The organism is Rhizobium leguminosarum (assembly GCF_004123835.1).
In the GTDB taxonomy this organism is placed as follows: domain Bacteria; phylum Pseudomonadota; class Alphaproteobacteria; order Rhizobiales; family Rhizobiaceae; genus Rhizobium; species Rhizobium leguminosarum_M.
This window is the reverse complement of sequence record NZ_MZMU01000028.1, coordinates 88,720-109,644: the sequence shown is the minus strand read 5'-3', so window position 1 is coordinate 109,644 and position 20,925 is coordinate 88,720. Positions and strand designations below refer to the sequence as shown.

Here is a 20,925-nt window from a genome sequence, read left to right as displayed (position 1 = left end):
CACGGCCGCGCCGCCAGGAAGCATGGCATAGGCTGGTCTTGCATATCGCTTGTCCGTTGCGGCAGTCTGGACTTTCCCATAGGGGAGACTGAGGACGTTTGCCGAAGGTCTGCCGGCAATGGTCTTTCAGAGACCGAGTGTGTTCTTGATGTCAAAGCCGCGCGCGAAACTACCGTTCTCCGAAGAGACCTTGCAGGCCATGCTGATCCGCGTGCTTCGCCCGCTGGTCAAGCTCGCACTCGCCTCCGGCTTCAACTTCATCTCTTTTTCGACCGTTCTTCGCCGTCTCTATATCGAGGTCGCAGAGAAGGAATTCGCGCTGCCGAACAAGAACCAGACGGATAGCCGCATCTCGCTTCTGACCGGCATTCACCGCAAGGACGTCAACCGGCTGCGCGGACAGGTGCTTGCGGCATCCTTCCTGACCATTGGCGTTTCGCAGACGAGCCGCATTCTCGCCAGATGGCTTGCCGATCCGTTTTATTGCGATGCGGAGGATCGGCCGAGTGCCCTGCCCCGGACCTCCAGCGACGGCGGTCCGTCATTCGAGAGCCTGGTGAGTGACATCACCAAGGACGTCCACCCCCGCTCCATCCTGGACGACTGGCTGGATAAAGGCATCGTCGTTCTCGATCAGAACGGTTGGATCCAGCTCGACCTCTCATCGATCGTCCCCAATGCCGGTGACGAAGCTCGCCGGCATTATTTTACGCGCAACCTCCGTGACCATGTGCAGGCGTCGGTCATGAACCTGATGAACGAGCCTCCCCCGAACTTCGAACGCGCGGTCCATTATGACGGGATATCGCCCGTTCTGGCCGCCCGGCTCGAGGAGATCGCGCGTGCGGAAGGAATGGCGTTGCTCCTGAAGCTCAACAAGATCGCCCATCAGGCCATCAAGGACGACCCCGGCGGCAACAGCCGCTGGATCGCTGGGCTCTATGTGATGACCGAGGAGGGCGAGGCAGATCTTCAGGCAGACGCCGCATCCAAGACGGAGACGGAGACGGACGAATGACCCCGTCGGCGCTCTCGAGAAGGCAATTTCTGTTGGCCGGAATAGCGCTTCAGGTTCTGGGGCCTAAGATTGCCGCCGCGCAGCCGACGGGCACCGGCGATCATGGCATCGGCGGGTCCGGACTTTCCATCCGGGGCGGCGGGGAGAACGAAGATCACGGGATCGGCGGGACGGGCATCGTCGGGACCATCCAGGGTTTTGGAAGCATCATCGTCAACAACATCCACATACCGTTCAGTGCGACGACACCGATCGAAATCGACGGCCGACGCGTTCGCGCGAGCGCGATGAAGGTCGGTCATGTCGCCCGGGTGCTGCTGACGGGCAAGCTTGCCGCCCGCATCACGATCGCCAGCGAAGTCCAGGGCCGCATCGACCGGATAGACAAGACCGGCATGACCGTATTGGGGCAGACGATCGACACGACGGGTGTCGCGACGAAGGGTCTGCGCAAGGGCAAGCGGGTCGCCGTGTTCGGCATCCGCAAACCTGACGGTACGATCATTGCCCGGCGCATCGAGCCCCGCTCCGTTTCCGAAGGCGCCCATGTTCGAGGCATCCCCGTCAAGAGCAGCAATCGCGTCCTGATCGGCGGCCTTTCGCTTGGAAGCACGCATGGATACCTGGCCGGTAAGCAAACGCTCGTGCGTCTCAAGGCCGTCGCCGATCGATTGATCATCACGCGCATTCAGGCTGAACCCCTGGTCCCGGGCTTGAAACGCGGCATCGTCAACGTCGAGACCTTCCGGCCGACCGATAAGGACGGGCCGGGCGCGGGACCCAGAGGGTCCGCGCCTTTCGGCTCGACGCCGCCATCTCCTGATGGTCATGGCTTCGTCGATGTCGGCGTGCGGGACTCAAGCAGAATGACCGGTTTTCCCGACGGGCGCATTCCAGACGGCTTCGGTTCGCGACGTCCGGGTGGCCCTTCGGATCGACCGCCGCCCGATCGTTCGCCCTTCGGCAGAGGCGGGCCGGACCGAGATTTTTCCGCTCCGGATAGAGGGGGGCCACCAAGGCAGGACGCCCCGCCGCCTGGGCCGCCGCCCCCAGGCCCAGGTCCGGGTCCGGGTCCGGGTCCGCACTGAAAACGCGGTCGCTCCGTGTTGACAAATGGGAAATTTTCCCATTTATTGTTCATGCGAATTCTGCTTCGGGTGATTCCAGGAAGGGTTTGCCGATTGGCTAACGGGTCCGCCCCACACCCGCTAGCCAATCGTTTGATTTTCAATCGTTCCGAGACTGTCAAACCCATGTTCCTGAGTCATTGCAGGAATGGCCGATCCCGTAGGCGGGATGGCGCCATCCGAACCAAACCGTCATCGCCCAAGAGGAATCAGGAATTGTTTTTGTTGGAACGCGAACTGGACATGTCGGTGGAGATGGACGAACCGACCATCGTTGCAACTTGGGAAAACCGCGCTCAAATCATCGAAATCATGAGCAGCGCGCACCAGACGAGCCAACAATTTCAACATCTTTGGCAGAGCAGCGGCGGAACGGGCCGGCTCAGTCAAGATGATACGGATAAGTTGGTCGAGCTGCTGCGACAGATCGGCGATTTGAATGAAACTCTCATGCGATTGGCCTGAAAGGCGTTTAACGCGCGACAATCGACCCATTCAGAGGCTAACCGCTTGACACTCTCCGCGGAGCCTCGACACCAGGAGAAAGCACGCCAGGTTGCGAGTGAGTACCCATTCGAGGGCACGCTCAACAATGTCGGCTATCGAGCGGCTTTCACGGCGGCCAAGCCGGTGAGCAAGATCACGCGCTTTTGCGCTTCATGCGGAAAGCGGAGGGTCAGCCATGCTGATCTCCTTTGCGATGAATGTAATGACGCCTTGAGCCGTCACGATGGCTGGCGATGGTTTGGTACTACGGCTTCAACCTATCAACCCAATTTTGGACGGTTGCCCCAGACCTGAAAGAGCTGGCTAAGCCCTGATATCAAAAGAATTAACCATATTTCAGTGTTCTTGCCAAATAATGCCGTACGTAGATCAGGCCTCTCGAAGTAGAGAAGCCAAAAGTTATTTGGAGACAGTCTTGGCATTCACCATTGCTCGCAGTCTGGTGGCGTTCGGCGTCGCCGTTTCAGTAGGTCTTTTCATGTCGATCGGATTGCAGCAATCGGCGCTCGAACGGCTGAAAGTCAACGGGCCGGTTTATGAGCAGGTCGTCTACGGCAAGGATTTGATCGCCGATATTCTGCCGCCGCCGCTATTTGTGGTCGAATCCTACATGCTTTCCTTCGAGGCGAGCAAATTTCCCGAACTCACAGACACCAACCTTGCCAAGATCGCCAATCTCAAGGCCGCTTACGACGACCGCCGCGCCTATTGGAAAACCACCCGGCTGCCGCAAGCTTTGAAGGACGAGCTTGAAAACGATGTCATCGCCAAGGGCGATGCATTCTGGGGGGTGATGAACCGCGAGATCATCCCCGCCTTAAATGCCCGGGATGAAGACCAGGCGCATGGTGCGATCGAACAACTGCGCGTCGCCTTTCATTCGCATCAGGACGCGGTCGAGAAACTCGTTGCCAATTCCGACGCCTTCCTGAAGGGCGAGGAGCGCAATGCCGCCTCGGAAATCGTGACCTGGACGATCTATGCGGGTGCCGCGGGCTTCGGCTCGTTCGGACTGTTGTTGGTGGGGCTCTATCTCCTGCGCCGCCGGGCGATCGTGCCGCTCGACGGTATGAAGGCCTATATGGGCAATCTTGCCGAAGGCGATTTTTCGACCGAAGTTCCCTATGCCAACCGTTCCGACGAGATCGGCGCCATGTCCAAGGCCGTCGCGGTATTCCGCCGCAACGCGCTGGAGCGGCAGGACGCGCAGAAACGCGAGACCGCGCTTCGCGATGCGGAGTTCGAGCGTGAACGCAGCCAGCTGGCCGAAAAGGCCGCTGAGGAGCAGATCCGCGAAACGGTGATCGCCCAGCTGACATACGGCCTGGAACAGCTGTCGAACGGCAATCTCGATTGCCGCATCAAGACGCCCTTCGCCACGGCCTATGAAACTTTGCGCGCAAAGTTCAACGACAGTATGGACGCGCTTTGCGCTTCGATGGCGGAGATCGCCCAGACCTCCAAGCAAGTGGGCAATTCCTCGGCCGGCATCACCGATGCCGCCGACAGCCTTGCCTCGCGCACGGAACAGCAGGCCGCGATGCTCGAAGAGGCCACAGCCGCGCTCGATGAGATGAATGCCAAGGCGAAAGACGCCTCCAACCATGCCGGCAAGGCAACCGGCATGATGGCCGAGACCCGCACCAGTGCCGAACATTCGGCGGCCGTCGTTCGTGAAGCAATCGCCGCCATGGAAAGGATCGAAGGCTCATCCTCCCAGATCGGCGACATCGTCAATGTCATCGATGAAATCGCCTTCCAGACCAATCTTCTGGCGCTCAATGCCGGGGTTGAAGCAGCCCGCGCGGGCGAAGCGGGCAAGGGTTTTGCGGTCGTTGCCCAGGAAGTGCGCGAACTTGCCATGCGCTCGGCCAACGCCGCCAAGGAGATCAGAGCTCTGATTTCCACCTCCTCGTCTCAGGTCTCCACCGGGGTGCAGCTCGTCAACCGCACGGGCAAGGCGCTGCTGGAAATCGAAGGACAGGTCGAGCAGGTTGCCGGCCTGATCGCCCGCATCGTCTCGGTCTCCTCCGAGCAGGCGGTAGCGATCGGCGAGATCAATGCCTCCGTCAACGCCCTCGATCAGGTCACGCAACGCAACGCCGCCATGGCCGTCGAAACCGCCTCGGCCTGCCGGGCGCTCGGCAGCCAGACGCAGACATTGGAAGGGGTCGTCAGCCGCTTTCAGATCGACGCGGCCGCCGGCGGGTCAAGACCGCAGAAAGCTGCTTGACGTTGACCGTCGAAATTCGTTCGTCTCTGCCTGCCCGATCACGTCAATCGTCAACAATCGCCACGACGGCAACGCAATCGCCTGATTTGACCAGCCCCGGGAAATGCCGGGCGCAGAGAATGCCGTTCATGCTGGCGCGGATATCGCGGGGCGCCACCCCGGTCCGTCCGGTCGGATAGATGCGAGCTATGACGGCATCGGCTGTGACGGCTTCACCGAGATCGATGACAGGTTCGATCAGTCCGCCCTCCTCTGCGAAGGAGAAGCAGCGGCCGTCCGGCATGTCGAGCCAGGTCGTCGGACCGGGATCGACGGCGCCCGCGGCGATCCCTGCATGGCGTAGCACGTTCATGGTGCCGCGCTTGGCAATCGCCGCACTTTTGGCCGTGGCAGTGCCGCCGCCGCCGAGTTCCGTGGTGATGAAGATCTTGCCCATTTCCTCGGCCGCGGTGTCGTACATGCCGACCGCATCGATCTCCAGCATCTTCATCGAATAGGGAGCGGCAAAGGCCCTGACGAATTCGAAGGCTTTTTCCTGCTGTTGCTTGTTCGGCAGGATGTGGGCTGCGCAGAATGGCAGAAAATCGAGCGTCTTGCCGCCGGAGTGGAAATCGAGGACGAGATCCGCCATCGGCAGAAGCACGCGGCTGAAATAGTCGGCGATCTTCTCCGTCACCGTGCCGTCCGGTCGGCCCGGGAAGCTGCGGTTCATGTTGCCCCGGTCGATCGGCGAGGTTCTGGTTCCCGCTTGGAATGCCGGATAATTCATGGCCGGCACGATGATAACCGTGCCGTTCACCTCTTCGGCCCTCAGCGTGCGGGCAAGATCGAAGAGGGCGATCGGTCCTTCATACTCGTCGCCGTGATTGCCGCCGGTCAAAAGGGCCGTGGATCCCTTGCCGTTCCGGACGACCGTTATCGGCACCATCACCGATCCCCAGGCGGAATCGTCGCGACTGTAAGGCAGGCGCAGGAAGCCGTGCTGGACGCCCTCGGCGGCGAAATTGACCGTCGCGCTGATCGGCGACGGCCGCAAGCCAATCTCTGTCATCGCCGCCTCAATTCTTGACCATCAGTCTGCGCGGCACCTTGGCGAAGCACTCGACACCGCTCTCTGTGATGAGGATGCTCTCGGTCGTCTCGAAACCCATGTCGTCGAGCCAGAGGCCGGTCATGAAATGGAAGGTCATGCCGGGCTTCAGCTCCGTCCGGTCGCCGGGACGCAGGCTCATGGTGCGCTCGCCCCAGTCCGGCGGATAGGAAAGGCCGATCGGATAGCCGGTGCGGTTGTCCTTGACGATCCCGTATTTCTTCAGCACCGCGAAGAAGGCATTGGCGATATCCTCGCAGGTATTGCCGGGTCTGGCGACCGCAAGACCGGCTTCCATGCCCTCCAGCGTCGCCTTTTCGGCATCGAGAAAGGCCTGCGTCGGCTTGCCGAGGAAGACGGTACGCGACAGCGGCAGGTGATAGCGGTTGTAGCAGCCGGCAATCTCGAAGAAGGTGCCCTCGCCCTTCTTCATCGGCCGGTCGTCCCAGGTCAGGTGCGGCGCGGATGCTTCGACGCCGGACGGCAGCAGCGGCACGATCGCCGGATAATCGCCGCCGATGCCGTCGACGCCACGGGTGCCGGCATCATAGATTTCCGCGACCAGATCACACTTGCGCATACCGACCTCGATCTTGTCGAAGATGCGGGCGTGCATCGCTTCGACAATACGGGCGGCATTCCGCATATAGCCGATCTCGGTCTCGCTCTTGACCGCTCGCTGCCAGTTGACGAGGGCGGTCGCGTCGACGAAGCGCGCATTCGGCAGGTGCTTCTGCAGCGCCGCAAAGGCCGCCGCCGAAAACCAGTAATTGTCCATCTCGACGCCGATCGTCAGCTTGCCGAAGCCGCGCTCCGTCAGGATGCCCGAGAGGTAGTCCATCGGGTGGCGCTCGGTCGATTGCACATAGTGATCGGGATAACCGACGATGTTGTCGTGCTTCAGATAGGCGGTGAACTTGGCGCCATTGGCATCCTGGCCGCGGCCGAACCAGATCGGCTCGCCCTGCGGCGGCACGATCACCGCCTGGTGCACGTAGAAGGACCAGCCGTCATAGCCGGTCAGCCAGGCCATGTTCGACGGATCGCTGACGATCAGCAGGTCTACGCCCTTCGTCTCCATGGCACGCCGTGTCTTTTCCAGCCGCGCGGCATATTCGCCGAGCGAGAATTTGAGATTGGGCTGGGTCATGTTTCTTCCCTTCTTTTCCGGCGTCGCGCCGGTCAGCTTTCGAACGTGGTCCCGGCATTTGCCGCGCCGGCGCGGGCAAAGGCGAGCGTGGCGATGGCGGTGTCCTGGATGCCGGTCCCGGTCAGGTCCGCAATGGTGATCTGGTCGTTGCGCGTCCGTCCCGGCGTCCGGCCGGCAACGATCTGGCCGAGCTCGGCAAAGACCGCATCGCCTGCGGCCAGCCCGGCATCGATTGCGTGATGCAACTCGCCGAGGCGCCGCGTCTGCTTCAAGCTGTCGGCGACGTAGAGGTCGGCCCCCGCGATGGCGGCCGGATCGATCTCGTTCTTATGCTCCGCATCCGAGCCCATGGCCGTCAGATGCTGTCCGGGTTCCAGCCATCCGGCCTCGATGATCGGCGTTTCCGACGGCGTGGTGGTGACGATGAGATCAGCGCCGGTCATTGCGCCTCTGGCGTCCGCTATCGCGGTGACGGGAAAGCCGAGCTTTGCGGCCAATTCCGCTGCCACGCTTTGCGCCTTGGCGGCATCGCGCGCCCAAATCCTCGCCTCGCGGATCGACCGGACCAGCGTCAGTGCTTCAAGTTGCAGCCGCGCCTGCATGCCCGCACCGAAGATCGCGGCCACGGACGCATTTTCCCGCGACAGATGTTTTGCCGCGACGGCGCCGGCTGCTGCGGTGCGCACGTCGGTGAGATAGCCATTGTCCAGCAGCAGCGCCTGCACCAGTCCGGTTCGGCTCGACAGCAGCACCATCATGCCGTTGGTGCTCGGCAAGCCGATCTTGGGGTTGTCGAAGAAACCAGGGCTGATCTTGATCGCGAAGCCCTCGATGCCGGGCACATAGGCCGTCTTCACATCGACTTCGCCCCGATATTCTGGAATGTCGAGCCGCAGGATCGGCGGCATGGCGACGGCCTTGGTCGCAAGCGCTGCGAAAGCGGCCTCGACGCAATCAACCGCATCGCGATCAAGCGCGATGACTTTCCTCAGTTCCGCTTCCGTCAGAATGATCATCCGGCTCATGGTCTCTCCTCCCCACAGAGTGCCGCCTTGCCATTGATCACCCGCCGGTGCTGTTCCATGTCGACATTCTGCCCGGACAGGATCACGACGATGGGACCGTCGCCCCAGATTTTCCCGGCAAGCAGCGCTGCAATACCGACCGCGCCAGCGCCTTCGACGACCTGGCGTTCAGCGGCATAGGCATGGCGTATGCCGGCGGCGATTTCCGCTTCCGTCAGCAGGATGACCTCGTCGAGAAGGTCGCGGCACATGGCAAAGGTCACGCGATTGTCGAGGCCGATGCCGCCGCCGAGCGAGTCGGCAAGGCTCGGCACTTCCTCGACCTGCACGGGCCGTCCGGCATCGAGGCTTGCCTTCATCGCAGCCCCCTTCTCCATCGTCAGACCAATCACCTTGGTCGTCGGACTGATGCCTTTGACCGCGGCGGCAACTCCGGCCGCAAGGCCGCCGCCCGAGAGCGGCACCAGCACGATTGCCGCCTCCGGCACGGTGTCGATGATTTCGAGCCCCAGCGTCCCCTGCCCGGCTACGACATCAGGATCATCGAAGGGCGGGACCATCACCAGCCCCTCCTCGCGAACCAGCCGGTCCACCTCCTGCTGCGCCTCGTCCTGCGATGATCCGACGATGCGGACATCGGCGCCGAGGCGGCGGATTTCCGAAACCTTGTTCTCCGGCACCAGCCGCGACATGCAGATGGTCGCGACGGCACCTTCCGCCTTTGCCGCATAGGCAAGCGCCCGGCCGTGATTTCCGGTCGAGGCTGCGACGACGCCGCGCGAGCGCTCGGCCGGCGACAAGGAGAGCACCGCATTGGTTGCGCCGCGCAGCTTGAAGCTGCCGGTCGTCTGATGATGCTCAAGCTTGAGATGGACAGGCACGCCGGCCAATTCGCCAAGTGAAGCGGACTGCACCATCGGCGTGCCGATCACGCGGCCGGCAATCCTGCGCGCCGCAGCGCGGATATCCTCCAGCGAAACGGGCAAGGTGCTCACCATGATCTCAGCCTTCCCGATAGGGCTTGGTCATCAATTGACCGAGTTCGGGCCGCGCCCGATCATCGCCGCAAAGCCGCAGGCAGGCCCAGGCGGTCGCAAGATTGCTGGTGATCACCGGCTTGCCGGCCTCCGCTTCAATGCCGGCGGCAACCTGGGCGGCGCGCACCGCCGTACAGGAGATAAACAGCGCATCGGACTGCGGCGCCAGCGCCTGGCGTGCGAAGGCGACGATCTCGTCCGGCGCGATCCGCGCCATCTCGCGGTCATCGGTCAGGCCGAGACAGGTGAAGCGGTCGATCGCAAAGCCGAGATCCGCGAAATAGTCCGCCATCGGCCGGCTGGTCTCGATCGTATAGGGCGTCAGCACCGAAATCCGTCTGGCGCCCAGCGCCTTCAGGCCGGTCACGGCGGCAGCCGTCGGCGTCACGACGGGAACGCCGGGTTTGGCCGCATGGATCGCCGCCTCGATGTTCCGGTCGCCGATCACCACCGAGGCGGAGGTGCAGGAATAGACGATGGCATCGAGCGCCTCGTCCGGCAGGATCAGTGCTGCGCCTTCCGTCAGCGACGGCTGCATCTTCAGGAGGTTTTCCGGCGTGACCGGATTGGCATAATGGATGCGGCTGACATAGACGCCGAGGCGATCGCCGGCGACCATCCGCTGGAAGTCGACTTCCGTCGTGTGATCCGTCGCGAGGATGACCAGGCCGATGCGCTTTTCCAGCGGCCGGTCCTCCAGTCGCGGCAGCCGGCCGGCAGGGATGATCTCGATCTCTACGGTCATGGTCAGTCATCCATCCTGGCGTAACGTTCCTCGAGCCAACGTAATCCCACGACCGAGATCAGGCTGATGACGAGGAAGAAGACGCCAACCAGCGTCATCGGCTCGATGTAGCGGTAGTTGCTGTTGGCGATGCTCTTTGCCTGGTTCATGAGTTCGAGCACGGTGATCGCCGAAAGCAGCGGCGTTTCCTTGAACATGGCGATGAAATAATTGGCGAGCGCCGGGATCATCGGCGGGATCGCCTGCGGCAGGATCACGTGGATCCAGGCCTGGCGCGTCGACAGATTGGTGGCCTTGGCCGCCTCCCATTGTCCACGCGGCACATTCTCGATGCCGGCGCGATAGACCTCGGCGGTATAGGTCGCATAGTGAATGCCCATGCCGATGACGCCTGCGACCAGCGGCGCCAGCCGGATGCCGATATCCGGCAGCACGTAGAAGATGAAATAGAGCTGCACCAGCAGCGGCGTGCCGCGGATGAATTCCGAGACGAAAGCGACCGTTCTCGAAATGCCGGCGACCGGTGAGCGCCGCGCAATGGCGAGCCCCAGGCCGACGATCATGGCCACGGCAGCACCGAGGATGGTGGCGAGAAGAGTGATCTTGAACCCCTCGAGCAGGGTCGGCATGATCTGCCAGACGAAGTCCCAATCCCATTCCATCTGATCAGGTCCTTATGCCGTCGAGGCTGCGCGCCATCCGCCGCTCCAGCCAGCGCATCGTCGCGGAGATCGCCGAGGCCATGAGAAAATAGAGGATGAGGATCGTCGCGAAGGGCACCAGCGTATTGCCGGTCTGCGCCCGCACAACCTGTGCCTGGAACGTCATATCCGTCAGCGAGATCAGCGAGACGACGGCCGTGCCCTTCAAGAGTTCGATCGCATTGTTGCAGAAGGTCGGCAGCATCAGCGGCAGCGCCTGCGGCAGGATGACGTGGCGCATGCGCTGGTATCGCGAAAGGTTGAGCGCGATGCAGGCTTCCGACTGTTCGCGCCCGACGGCCTTGACGGCGCCGCGCACCACCTCCGCCGCATAGGCGCCGACATTCAGCCCGAGCGCCAACACGCCCGCCTGCAGCGGCGTCAGGGTCAAACCCGCAAAAGGCAGCACGAAATAGACCCAGAAAAGCTGGACGAAGATCGAGGTGCCGCGGAAGAATTCGATATAGGCCGTTGCCAGCGCGCGCACGGCAAAGAAGCGCGACAGGCGGCCGAGGCCCGCCAGGAAGGCCATTACCAGCGCCAGCGCAGACCCCATGATCGTCAGTTCGAGCGTCACCAGGGCGCCCTCAAGGATCAGTGTCAGATAGCCGGACCATACCGACATCGGCAACTCGCTTCTTAGAGCATGTCGCGCAAAAGTGCGCTGCGGTTTGCGATAACGACATGCGTAAAAACAAGGACCTAAAGCGCGAGGAATGCATCTGAAAGGTCGCGACGCGCTTTAGGGGATCGTTCGGGGACAATCCGGCCATGCCCATGGCATGGCCGGCTTCTTACCCCTTGTTACTTCGCCGCGGCGCAGAGCTTTTCGCGGCTCGTCGACATCGCCGCCTTGGCCGAGAAGCCATAGGGCTCGATGATCTTGGCGAATTCGCCCGATTCCTTCAGCTTCTTCAGCTCGACATCGAAGGCGTCGCGGAGCGCAACGTCCTGCTTGCGGAAGGCAGCGCCATCGCAATAGACCGGCGCATTGACGACAGGAGCGACGGTTTCGAGGTTCGGATCATTCGCCTTGGCCATCAGGTCATGGATCGACAGAACCGGCAGCGAGTAGACGTCGATGCGGCCGTCCTGCAGCATCTTGATGCCGCTCTGGCCATCCGGAACGACGATGACGCGGTCGCGCGGCACACCGGCCTCGAGCGCCAGTTTCTCCTCGGTGCCGCCGCCCGGCGCGCCGATCTTGGCGTCCGGATTGTCGGCGATGTCCTTGTAGCTCGTCAACTTCAGCGGATTGCCCTTCTTCAGAGCGAAAGCTTCGGCGTCGCAGAGGATCGGTTCGGAATAGGCAACGGCGTTGCAGCGCTCGGGCTTCATGAAGAGGCCTGCGGTGATCGCGTCATGACGGCCGGCCTGCAGGCCGGGGATCATTGCGCCATATTCCGAGATCGAGGCGACCACTTCCTTGACGCCCAGCTTTTCAAAGATTGCGCGCGCCACATCGGGTGCAGCGCCGGACACCTTGCCGTCGGCGCCGACGGCGGTGAACGGCGGCTCGTTGGCGATGGCGATACGCGCAAAGCCCTGCTCCTTCAGCTGCTCGAGCTTGTCATCGGCGGCGGAGGCCGGGGCGGCCGCCGTGATCAGAAGCACCGACAGGCTGGCGGCGCTCAAAAGATATCCTGCTTTCATCGTTCCCAACTCCTCTGATTTTCCTTGAGTTTTGTTCTTGCGGGCAATGTCTGAGGTCAGACGCGGTGCCCCGCCGCAATGATCTTGCGCAGGAAGGTCTGCGTCCTCTCCTGCGTCGGATTGCGAAAGATGTCACCCGGCTTGCCTTCCTCGACGATCTTGCCGCGATCGAAGAACAGCACACGGTCGGCGAAATCATGGGCGAAGCCCATTTCATGGGTGACGAGAAGCATGGTCATGTCGGTCTCGGAGGCGAGCCGCCGCATGACGTTCAGCACCTCCTCGACCAGTTCCGGATCGAGCGCCGAGGTCACCTCGTCGAACAGCATGATCTTCGGCGACAGCGCCAGCGCCCTAGCAATGGCGACGCGCTGCTTCTGCCCGCCGGAAAGCTGCGCCGGAACGCTCTTTGCCTTGTCGGCCAGGCCGACCATGTCGAGAAGCTCCATCGCCCGCTTTTCCGCCACGGGCCGCTTGATGCCCTTCGTCAGCATCGGCGCCAGCGTCACGTTGTCGAGCACGCATTTGTGCGGGAACAGATTGAAATGCTGAAAGACCATGCCGATCTTTTCGCGCATCCGATGCAGATGCCGTTCGTCGGCCGGCACCAGCCCACTGCTATCAGGCACATGATAGAGCTGTTCGCCGTCGACCTCGATATGGCCGCCGCTGATCGTCTCCAACGTCATCAGAATGCGCAGGATCGTCGTCTTGCCGGAGCCGGATGGCCCGATCAGCGCCAGCTTCTCGCCCGGCATGACGTTCATCGACAGGCCGTCGAGCACGGTCAGCGGTCCGTATTTCTTGACGATGTTGTCAATGCGGATGATGGGCGGAAGCATTCATGTCTCTCCCTGTTGAGACAAGCAATGTCCTAACGATGACGGCCCATCAAAATCATGTCAATTCGTAAAATAATATCATGACAATTATTCTGCGCATGCTCAAACGCAAGGCATTTGCATCAGATCGCAAGCAGCAGCTCTTCCGGATTCCCTAGCGCCAATGAGGCGACGATGCCGAGCCCGGTCCGCAGCTCGCTTTCGGTCGTCGAACCAAGCGAGATGCGTACGGCCGGCGTCCAGCCCTGATCGCCGGTGCGGAACGATTTGCCGGGCGCGATCGCCACGCCGCGCAGTCTTGCCTGCGATACGAAACCGTCTTCCGTATGATTGCCGGAGAGCGGCAGCCAGACGTGCAGGCTTTGCGGGTGCGCACGGTACGGTAGGCCGGCCAGCATCTCCGCCGCGATCGCGTGCCGGCTCAAAAGGGCGCGGCGCTGCCAGTTGACCAGTTCCATCGCCGTGCCGTCGCTGACCCAGCGGGTGGCGATCTCGGCCATGGCAGGCGTCGCCATCCAGTTGGAGACGAGATGCCGGTTGGCGACGGCGGCGACATAACGGTCGGGCGCGGTGAGATAGCCGATCCGCAAACCAGGAACGGTAATCTTGGTGAAGCTCGTGACGTAGAGTGTCCGTTCCGGCGCAAACGCGGCGATCGGCGGCGCACGACCCTCGACCATCGGGCCGAGAATGTCGTTTTCGATGATCGCGATATCATGTTTCGCAGCGACGGTGGCAAGCGCCTGCCTGCGCTCCGCGCTCATCAGCGCCGCCATCGGGTTGATCACCGAGGGCTGCAGGAAGATTGCCCGGATCGGTCCCTTCCGGCAGGCTTCGTCCAGTGCTTCGGGGATCATGCCCTCCTCGTCGATCGCCAGCCCTTCCAGGTGCAGACCGAGATAGGTGGAGAGCGGAACGAGCGTGTGATGGCTGATCGCTTCGGTCGCAACCGTCGAGCCGGGCGGGGCGACGCTCATCAGCGCCACCGTCATGCCCGATGTCGCACCATTCGTCACGCTGATGTTCAGCGGCGATACCTCCAGCCCGCAGCGCGCCAGCCATTCCGTGGCGACGGCACGGTGGCGCGGAAACACCATGTTCGGCCTGAAGGAAAGGGCGGAGCTGGAGGGCAGGTTTTCCGAAAGCCAGCCGAAGGCCTGCCGCAGCCTTTCCAAATGGATCTGCTCGCAGACCGGCTTCAGGATCGACAGATCGATCACTTCGCCCAGCCGTTCCGGCAGATACGGCGGCTCCGGCTCACGCGGCCTGGTCTGGACGAAGCTGCCGCGTCCGATTTCGCCGGATATCAGCCCCCGCCGGATCAACTCGTCATAGGCGCGGCTGACCGTCTGCACCGAGAGATGCAGATCATCCGCCATCTTCCGGTGCGGCGGCAATTGTGCGCCGTCGGTGAGCTTGCCGTCCGTGATCGCGTTTGCGATTTGCTCGGCAAGCGAGAGATAGGCCGGACGGCGGAGTTGCGAGGGATCGGGGCGCCACTTTGTCATGATTTTAACACTGCTGAAAATCAGTTCAATTGACAATGCAAAAATGCGCTCCCATTGTCTTTTCCCTGCGTTTGAAATGATTTCTTCTTAAGAAGGCACCATGAAGCTCGACGCCATCGACCTGCGCATTCTCGACGCCGTCCAGCGCGACGGCCGCATCACCAAACTGGCGCTGGCCGAAAAGGCCGGACTGTCGCCGACGCCGTGCTGGATGCGGCTGCGCAAGCTCGAAAAGGCCGGCATCATCACAGGTTACCACGCACGCATCGCGCCGCGGCGCATCGCGCCGGTCGCCAGCGTGATGATGGAAGTGACGCTCGCCAATCATCGCCAGACGGATTTCGAGCGCTTCGAGCGCGCCATCGGCGCAATCCCGGAGATCGTTGCCTGCTGGTCGGTCGGCGGCGGCGTCGATTACATTCTGAAGATCATCGCGCCCGATATCGACGCCTATCAGCGGCTGGTCGACGGGCTTCTCGACCGCGAACTCGGCATCGACCGCTACTTCACCTACATCGTCACAAAGACGGTAAAGGAGGAAACAGTCCTTCCGGTCTCCTCCTTCACTGCCGCCGGCGAAGAACAGCCCTCGCCGTAGACAATCTCTCTGCAAAGCCGCCGTCCTTTAGACCATCTCTCTCTTTTCGCATCCGCCAACAGACAATCTCTCGCCCGCTCCCGTGGAAGACTGACGTCAACCGCCACGAGGAGAATGGACATGACCGCCGTCTTTGCCCGCCCCGCCTATCATGACGCGCTGTCGCGGCTTGCCGACCGTCATCTCCTGCGCGATCTGGCCTATGTCGGCGGCCGATGGATCGCCGGCAAATCAGGGAAAAGTTTCGAGGTCTCGGATCCCGCCTCACCGGCGACGCTGGCCTGGGTTGCAAGCCTTGGCGCCGATGAGACGGCGGTAGCGATCGATGCGGCGTCGGAGGCTTTTGCCGCATGGCGCGCGATGCTGCCGCAGAGCCGCGCGGCGATCCTGCGCAAATGGTTTGAGCTGATGCTGGCGGCCAAGGAGGATCTGGCGCTGATCATGACGCTCGAACAGGGCAAGCCGATCGCGGAATCGCGTGGCGAGATCGACTACGCCGCCTCTTTCGTCGAATGGTATGCCGAGGAAGGCAAACGGCTGAACGCCGAGAGCGTCACCAGCCATCTGCCCGGCGCGGAAATGATCGTCCGGCGCGAGGCGCTCGGCGTCGTCGGCATCGTCACGCCCTGGAACTTCCCCTCTGCCATGCTCACCCGAAAGGCTGCCGCAGCGCTGGCCGCCGGCTGTACGGTTGTCGCCCACCCCTCTTCCGAGACGCCGCTTTCGGCACTTGCGCTTGCCGAGCTCGGCGAAAGGGCCCGCATTCCGGCCGGCGTCTTCAACGTGGTCACCGGCAATGCCGCAACGATCGTCGGACGGATGTGTGCCGATGTCCGCGTGCGCGCCATGAGCTTCACCGGCTCCACCGGAATCGGACGGCTGATCGCCGCCCAATGCGCACCGACCCTGAAGCAATTGGTGATGGAACTCGGCGGCCACGCTCCGCTGATCATCTTCGACGACGCCGATATCGAAAAGGCGGTCGAGATCGCCGTCAACGCCAAGTTTGCCACATCAGGCCAGGATTGCCTCGCCGCCAATCGCATTTTCGTCCAGCGGCGGATCGCCGATGGCTTTACCAAGGCCTTCGCAGACCGCATTGCCGAACTGAAGGTTGGTCCAGGGCTCGAGGATGGCGCCGAGATCGGGCCGCTGATGCATGAACGCGCCGTCGCCAAGGTCGAGGAACAGGTCGCCGACGCGCTGGGACATGGCGCACGGCTCGTCACCGGCGGCAAGCGTCACAAGGCCGGCCGGCTTTTCTATGAGCCGACGCTGTTGACCGATGTGCCGGCGGATGCGCTGATCATGCGCGAGGAGACTTTCGGGCCTGTAGCGGCCATTACCGCCTTCGATACGGAAGACGAGGTCGTCGCCCGCGCCAACGATAGCGAATACGGCCTCATCGCCTATATCGTCACAGAAAACGGCGCCCGCCAGATGCGGCTTGGCCGCGCACTGGAATACGGCATGGTGGCTGTCAACCGGGTGAAGATCACCGGCGGGCCCATTCCCTTCGGCGGCTGGAAGCAGTCCGGTCTCGGCCGCGAAGGTTCACGCCACGGGCTCGAGGCCTTCACCGAGCTCAAATATCTCTGCATCGATACGGCCGCCTGAGCCGCCCCATTTCAAGAAAGAGGCTAGACATGCTCGACAGAAGCAACGAACTCACCGCCTGGGACCGCGATCACTTCTTCCACCCATCGACCCATATGGGCGGGCATGCCCGCGGCGAGACGCCGACCCGCGTCGTTGCCGGCGGCGAAGGCGTCTACATCACCGACACGACAGGCCGCAAAAGCCTCGACGCCTTTGCCGGCCTCTATTGCGTCAATGTCGGCTACGGCCGCCAGAAGATTGCCGATGCGATCGCCGAACAGGCGAAGAACCTCGCTTATTACCATGCCTATGTCGGCCACGGCACGGAAACCTCGATTACGCTGTCGAAGATGATCATCGACCGCGCGCCCGCCGGCATGAGCCGCGTCTATTTCGGTCTCTCTGGCTCGGATGCCAACGAGACCAACATCAAGCTCATCTGGTATTACAACAACATTCTCGGCCGTCCGGAAAAGAAGAAGATCATCTCGCGCTGGCGCGGTTATCACGGCTCCGGCGTCATGACCGGCAGCCTCACCGGCCTTGCGCTCTTTCACAACGCTTTCGATCTGCCGCGGGCGCCGGTGCTGCACACCGAAGCACCCTATTATTTCCGCCGCCCCGACCGGTCGATGAGCGAGGAGCAGTTCTCGCAATATTGCGCCGACAAGCTCGAGGAGATGATCATCGCCGAAGGCCCGGAAACGATCGCCGCCTTCATCGGCGAACCCATCCTCGGCACCGGCGGTATCGTGCCGCCGCCGAAAACCTACTGGCAGAAGATCCAGGCCGTGCTCGACAAATATGACATCCTGCTCGTCGCCGATGAAGTCGTCACCGGCTTCGGCCGTCTCGGCACAATGTTCGGCTCGGACCATTACGGCATGAAGCCGGACCTCATCACCATCGCCAAGGGCCTGACCTCGGCCTACGCTCCCCTTTCCGGCACGATCGTTTCGAACAAGATCTGGCAAGTTCTGGTGCAGGGTTCCGATCAGCTGGGCGCGATCGGGCACGGCTGGACCTATTCCGCCCATCCGATCTGTGCTGCCGCAGGCATTGCCAATCTCGAACTGATCGATGAACTCGGCATTGTCGAGAATGCCGGCACGACCGGCGCCTATTTCCGCTCGGAACTCGCAAAAGCCGTCGGCGGCCACCGAAACGTCGGCGAAGTCCGCGGCGACGGGCTGATGGCGGCCGTCGAATTCGTCGAGGACAAGGCCGACCGCACGTTCTTCGATGCCGGCCGCAAGATCGGCCCGCAGGTCGCCTCTGCCCTCCTCGAACGCGGCGTCATCGGTCGCGCCATGCCGCAGGGCGACATCCTCGGCTTCGCCCCGCCGCTCTGCCTGACCCGCGAGGAGGCCGACATCGTGGTCAAGGCCGCGGCGGATGCGATCGAAACCGTCTTCAAGAACATCTGAAGGAAAAGAGCGGTATGACGATCCCGGAAAAGATGGCGGCCGTATTGCTCACCGGCCATGGCGGTTTGGACAAGCTCGTCTATAGCATGAACGTGCCCGTCCCGAGACCCGCGGACGGCGAGGTTCTGATCCGCGTCACGGCCTGCGGCATGAACAATACCGACGTCTGGGTCCGCCAAGGCGCCTATGGCACCGAGGACGATCCCTCCGCCGTCTCCACATGGCGCAGGCAAGGCAATACGCTGACATTCCCGCGCATTCAGGGCACCGATACGGTCGGCCATATCGTCGACGTCGGCGCCGGCGTTAATCCCAAACGCATCGGCGAACGCGTCATGGTCGACTTCTCGATCTATAACCGCGACGACGACAGCCTCGCCGACATCGATTACATGGGCCATGGCCGCGACGGCGGTTATGCCGAATACATGGCACTGCCGGCCGAGAACGCGCATGTTGTCGCAACCGATCTGACCGACGTCGAACTCGCTACCTTCTGCTGCGCCTATCTGACCGGCGAGCGCATGCTGGAACGGGCAAGGCTTGTCGCCGGTGAACGCGTCCTCGTGACCGGCGCCTCGGGCGGCGTCGGCTCGGCGATCATCCAGCTCGCGCGGGCCCGCGGCGCCATCCCGATCGCGGTCGCAGGGCGTGGGAAGGAGGCGGCGATGCTCGATATCGGCGCCGAGGCGGTCGTGACCCGCGGCAAGGGCGATCTGGTCGAAGCCGTCCATTCCGCTAGCCGTGGCCAGCCGATCGATGTCGTCGCCGATCTCGTCGGCGGACCGCTGTTCAACGATCTCCTGAAGATCCTGCGCCCCGAAGGCCGCTACACGACGGCCGGCGCCATCGCCGGCCCGGTCGTCCAGCTCGATTTGCGGACCATGTATCTGAAGCAGTTGGAGCTGCACGGCTCTAGCCAGGGAAGCCGCGCCGACTTTCGTCGGATCGTCGGCTACATCGAAGGCAAAAAAATCCGGCCTCTCGTCGGCGGCGTCTATCCACTGTCGGAATTCCACCGCGCACAGACCGATTTCATGGCGAAGAACTTCGTCGGCAAATTGGTCGTGGTTCCCGACGAGAGATGATCCTTGCTTTCGCGGCGAACCTTATCGGGTTTGTAGCGTTTCACGGCAATGGAAAATCATGATGGCACCGAGCTTTCGCTGCATCGGACTATTTCGCAGCAATGCGACGACATCCTTCCGGCGCCCTCATTCGAGGAGGCGGAACGGTCGTTCGCGCCAAAAGGTCGCTGATGCCAGCCTCCGCCAGCGCGAAACACCTGACGTCCATCGAACTTGAAAGAATTCGGCGCGCCGTCGGCATAGCGCGCCTGATGGATACCGCAGTCAGATTGCCTGTCATCGGCGTGCGTATCGGCGCGGACTCGATTCTCGGCCTCATCCCCGCCGTCGGCGACATTGCCGGATCCCTGATCGGTCTTTTCATCATCGATGAGGCAAGACGCCTCGGCATTCCCAGCCACAAGCTTGCACGCATGGCCGTCAATCTCGGGATCGACGCCGCCGGCGGAACGGTTCCCCTGCTTGGCGATATCTTCGACGTCTATTTCAAATCTCATCGTCGAAACGTCGGCATCATTCTCGACCACTTCGGCATCAGCGAAGATGAGCTCAACCGGCGCATTTGACGAGGCCTGTCGCCTCGAGGGTTGGATCAGGTCCGAACGCCCTTACCGGTCAGAAACGCCAGAGCCGCGGCGCCGACGAGGCCCGAGTTCTGATCCAATGCCGCCAGCATTACCCTGACATCCTTGAATGCCGGCATTGCCCATTGCGTGATGTAGCCTTGAATGCCGGGCTGCAGCCGGTCGAACTCGTGGGAAAGACCGCCTCCCATCACGATGATATCGGGACTGAAGATGTGGATCAGGCTGGTGAAGCCGCGACCGAGAATTTCCGCTTCCTCGTCGATCAGTTGATTTGCGAGACGATCGCCATTTCTTGCCGCCGCAAAAACGCTGCGGCTGTCGATGGCGCCGCCATCGCTGCCTATCGTCGTCCCGCTGGATTCCACAGCCCTGATTTGGGCGCGGCGCGCAAAAGCCGTTCCGGATCCGTAGGCCTCGAAACAACCCCTGTTGCCGCAGGGGCAAAGCTCTCCGTTCGGCACGACCGACATGTGCCCGACATGGGCTGCCATGCCCTTGCGGCCGCGCAGGACGCGACCGTCCGACACAGCGCCACCGCCAATGCCAGTGCTGACGGTGACATAAACCAAATTGTCGAGCCCCTTGCCGACTCCGAACTGCCACTCACCGATGGCAGCGGCAATCGCATCATTCTCGAGGTCGACCGGAAACGGAAACCGCTTCTGCAACTCAGCCTTAAGCGGATAGTCGACAAAGCCGGAGAGGGTCGGGATATTCGAGGCGACACCGGCGACCGTATCGAGCGGGCCCGGAGCGGATACGCCAACACCCACCACCGAAGCGGGGTTCGATGCTGCAAGCAGTCCATCGGTCAGGCCGCAGATTTGGGCGAGCACGCGGTCGGGGCCTGCCAGCGCATCCGTCGGTTCGGCTGCGCGTGCCAGGATCCTGCCCTGCTCATCGACGAGGGCAGCGCGCACCTGCGTCCCACCGAGGTCGATTCCAATAGCAATCTGCTGCATGTGAAGACCATGAGTTAGAGCAATTCCA

General features: G+C 62.4%; 20 protein-coding genes and 1 pseudogene. 9 read left to right on the top strand and 12 right to left on the bottom strand.

The genetic code is table 11. The features are described 5' to 3' along the window. Positions 1 to 118: 118 nt before the first annotated feature. The 3 genes from B5P46_RS34085 (at position 119) to B5P46_RS34075 (ending at position 2,610) form a co-directional block, all read left to right on the top strand. On the top strand, positions 119 to 1,018 hold the full coding sequence (locus B5P46_RS34085) for a DUF6502 family protein (protein WP_129422566.1): 900 nt from the start codon (positions 119 to 121) through the stop codon (positions 1,016 to 1,018). Next, positions 1,015 to 2,106 (top strand): DUF5666 domain-containing protein, encoded by a 1,092-nt coding sequence (locus B5P46_RS34080; protein WP_129422565.1) that lies wholly within the window; start codon positions 1,015 to 1,017, stop codon positions 2,104 to 2,106. Before B5P46_RS34085 ends, B5P46_RS34080 begins: the two co-directional genes overlap by 4 nt. Before the next feature lie 255 nt (positions 2,107 to 2,361). Further along, positions 2,362 to 2,610 carry a hypothetical protein gene (locus B5P46_RS34075; RefSeq protein ID WP_129422564.1) on the top strand — a complete coding sequence of 83 codons (249 nt, stop codon included), beginning with the start codon at positions 2,362 to 2,364 and terminating at the stop codon, positions 2,608 to 2,610. Positions 2,611 to 2,718: 108 nt separating this feature from the next. On the opposite strand, the pseudogene B5P46_RS34070 reads toward B5P46_RS34075, so the two are convergent. Then, a pseudogene (locus B5P46_RS34070) lies at positions 2,719 to 2,829 on the bottom strand (plasmid stabilization protein); the annotation flags it as partial. Between the two features lie 238 nt (positions 2,830 to 3,067). On the opposite strand from B5P46_RS34070, the gene B5P46_RS34065 reads away from it, so the two are divergent. Continuing rightward, complete coding sequence (locus tag B5P46_RS34065; protein ID WP_129422563.1) at positions 3,068 to 4,885, top strand: methyl-accepting chemotaxis protein; 1,818 nt, start codon at positions 3,068 to 3,070, stop codon at positions 4,883 to 4,885. A 43-nt stretch (positions 4,886 to 4,928) separates the two neighbouring features. Here B5P46_RS34065 and doeB read toward each other — a convergent pair whose 3' ends face one another. The 10 genes from doeB to B5P46_RS34015 form a co-directional block, all read right to left on the bottom strand. After that, the gene (doeB, locus tag B5P46_RS34060) at positions 4,929 to 5,936 is read right to left on the bottom strand and encodes a N(2)-acetyl-L-2,4-diaminobutanoate deacetylase DoeB (protein WP_129422562.1); all 1,008 of its coding nucleotides are present in this window, start codon (positions 5,934 to 5,936) and stop codon (positions 4,929 to 4,931) included. A 7-nt stretch (positions 5,937 to 5,943) separates the two neighbouring features. Next, entirely contained in the window at positions 5,944 to 7,125 is a 1,182-nt protein-coding gene (gene doeA, locus B5P46_RS34055) for an ectoine hydrolase DoeA (protein ID WP_129422561.1), read from the bottom strand. A gap of 32 nt (positions 7,126 to 7,157) precedes the next feature. Continuing rightward, a complete protein-coding gene (gene eutC / locus B5P46_RS34050; RefSeq protein ID WP_129422560.1) occupies positions 7,158 to 8,150 on the bottom strand; it encodes an ectoine utilization protein EutC in 993 nt (330 codons plus the stop codon). Further along, complete coding sequence (eutB, locus tag B5P46_RS34045) at positions 8,147 to 9,148, bottom strand: hydroxyectoine utilization dehydratase EutB (protein WP_129422559.1); 1,002 nt, start codon at positions 9,146 to 9,148, stop codon at positions 8,147 to 8,149. Before eutB ends, eutC begins: the two co-directional genes overlap by 4 nt. A 4-nt stretch (positions 9,149 to 9,152) precedes the next feature. After that, positions 9,153 to 9,932 carry an ectoine utilization protein EutA gene (gene eutA / locus B5P46_RS34040; protein ID WP_129422558.1) on the bottom strand — a complete coding sequence of 260 codons (780 nt, stop codon included), beginning with the start codon at positions 9,930 to 9,932 and terminating at the stop codon, positions 9,153 to 9,155. Between the two features lie 2 nt (positions 9,933 to 9,934). Continuing rightward, entirely contained in the window at positions 9,935 to 10,594 is a 660-nt protein-coding gene (ehuD, locus tag B5P46_RS34035) for an ectoine/hydroxyectoine ABC transporter permease subunit EhuD (protein ID WP_003550192.1), read from the bottom strand. 4 nt (positions 10,595 to 10,598) lie between these two features. After that, the gene (gene ehuC / locus B5P46_RS34030; protein ID WP_003550191.1) at positions 10,599 to 11,258 is read right to left on the bottom strand and encodes an ectoine/hydroxyectoine ABC transporter permease subunit EhuC; all 660 of its coding nucleotides are present in this window, start codon (positions 11,256 to 11,258) and stop codon (positions 10,599 to 10,601) included. Positions 11,259 to 11,437: 179 nt separating this feature from the next. After that, positions 11,438 to 12,286, bottom strand: coding sequence for an ectoine/hydroxyectoine ABC transporter substrate-binding protein EhuB (gene ehuB / locus B5P46_RS34025; RefSeq protein WP_064248671.1), 849 nt, complete (start codon positions 12,284 to 12,286; stop codon positions 11,438 to 11,440). Between the two features lie 56 nt (positions 12,287 to 12,342). Then, positions 12,343 to 13,128: an ectoine/hydroxyectoine ABC transporter ATP-binding protein EhuA gene (gene ehuA / locus B5P46_RS34020; RefSeq protein ID WP_129422557.1), complete on the bottom strand. Its 786-nt coding sequence runs from the start codon at positions 13,126 to 13,128 to the stop codon at positions 12,343 to 12,345. A 122-nt stretch (positions 13,129 to 13,250) separates the two neighbouring features. Further along, positions 13,251 to 14,636: a PLP-dependent aminotransferase family protein gene (locus B5P46_RS34015; RefSeq protein WP_129422556.1), complete on the bottom strand. Its 1,386-nt coding sequence runs from the start codon at positions 14,634 to 14,636 to the stop codon at positions 13,251 to 13,253. Between the two features lie 100 nt (positions 14,637 to 14,736). Between B5P46_RS34015 and B5P46_RS34010 the strand changes: the two genes are divergently transcribed. The 5 genes from B5P46_RS34010 to B5P46_RS33990 all read left to right on the top strand — a co-directional run bounded on the left by B5P46_RS34010 (position 14,737) and on the right by B5P46_RS33990 (position 19,914). Further along, complete coding sequence (locus B5P46_RS34010) at positions 14,737 to 15,234, top strand: Lrp/AsnC family transcriptional regulator (protein ID WP_129422555.1); 498 nt, start codon at positions 14,737 to 14,739, stop codon at positions 15,232 to 15,234. A 120-nt stretch (positions 15,235 to 15,354) separates the two neighbouring features. Beyond that, positions 15,355 to 16,851, top strand: a complete 1,497-nt coding sequence (locus B5P46_RS34005) for an NAD-dependent succinate-semialdehyde dehydrogenase (RefSeq protein ID WP_129422554.1) — start codon at positions 15,355 to 15,357, stop codon at positions 16,849 to 16,851. 29 nt (positions 16,852 to 16,880) lie between these two features. Further along, positions 16,881 to 18,260: an aspartate aminotransferase family protein gene (locus B5P46_RS34000; protein ID WP_129422553.1), complete on the top strand. Its 1,380-nt coding sequence runs from the start codon at positions 16,881 to 16,883 to the stop codon at positions 18,258 to 18,260. A gap of 14 nt (positions 18,261 to 18,274) precedes the next feature. Then, positions 18,275 to 19,348, top strand: coding sequence for an alcohol dehydrogenase family protein (locus B5P46_RS33995; protein WP_129422552.1), 1,074 nt, complete (start codon positions 18,275 to 18,277; stop codon positions 19,346 to 19,348). A gap of 170 nt (positions 19,349 to 19,518) precedes the next feature. Next, a complete protein-coding gene (locus B5P46_RS33990) occupies positions 19,519 to 19,914 on the top strand; it encodes a DUF4112 domain-containing protein (protein ID WP_129422551.1) in 396 nt (131 codons plus the stop codon). Between the two features lie 26 nt (positions 19,915 to 19,940). Here the strand turns inward: B5P46_RS33990 and B5P46_RS33985 are convergent, their stop codons facing one another. Then, positions 19,941 to 20,897, bottom strand: a complete 957-nt coding sequence (locus B5P46_RS33985; RefSeq protein ID WP_129422550.1) for an ROK family protein — start codon at positions 20,895 to 20,897, stop codon at positions 19,941 to 19,943. Between the last annotated feature and the right edge of the window lie 28 nt (positions 20,898 to 20,925).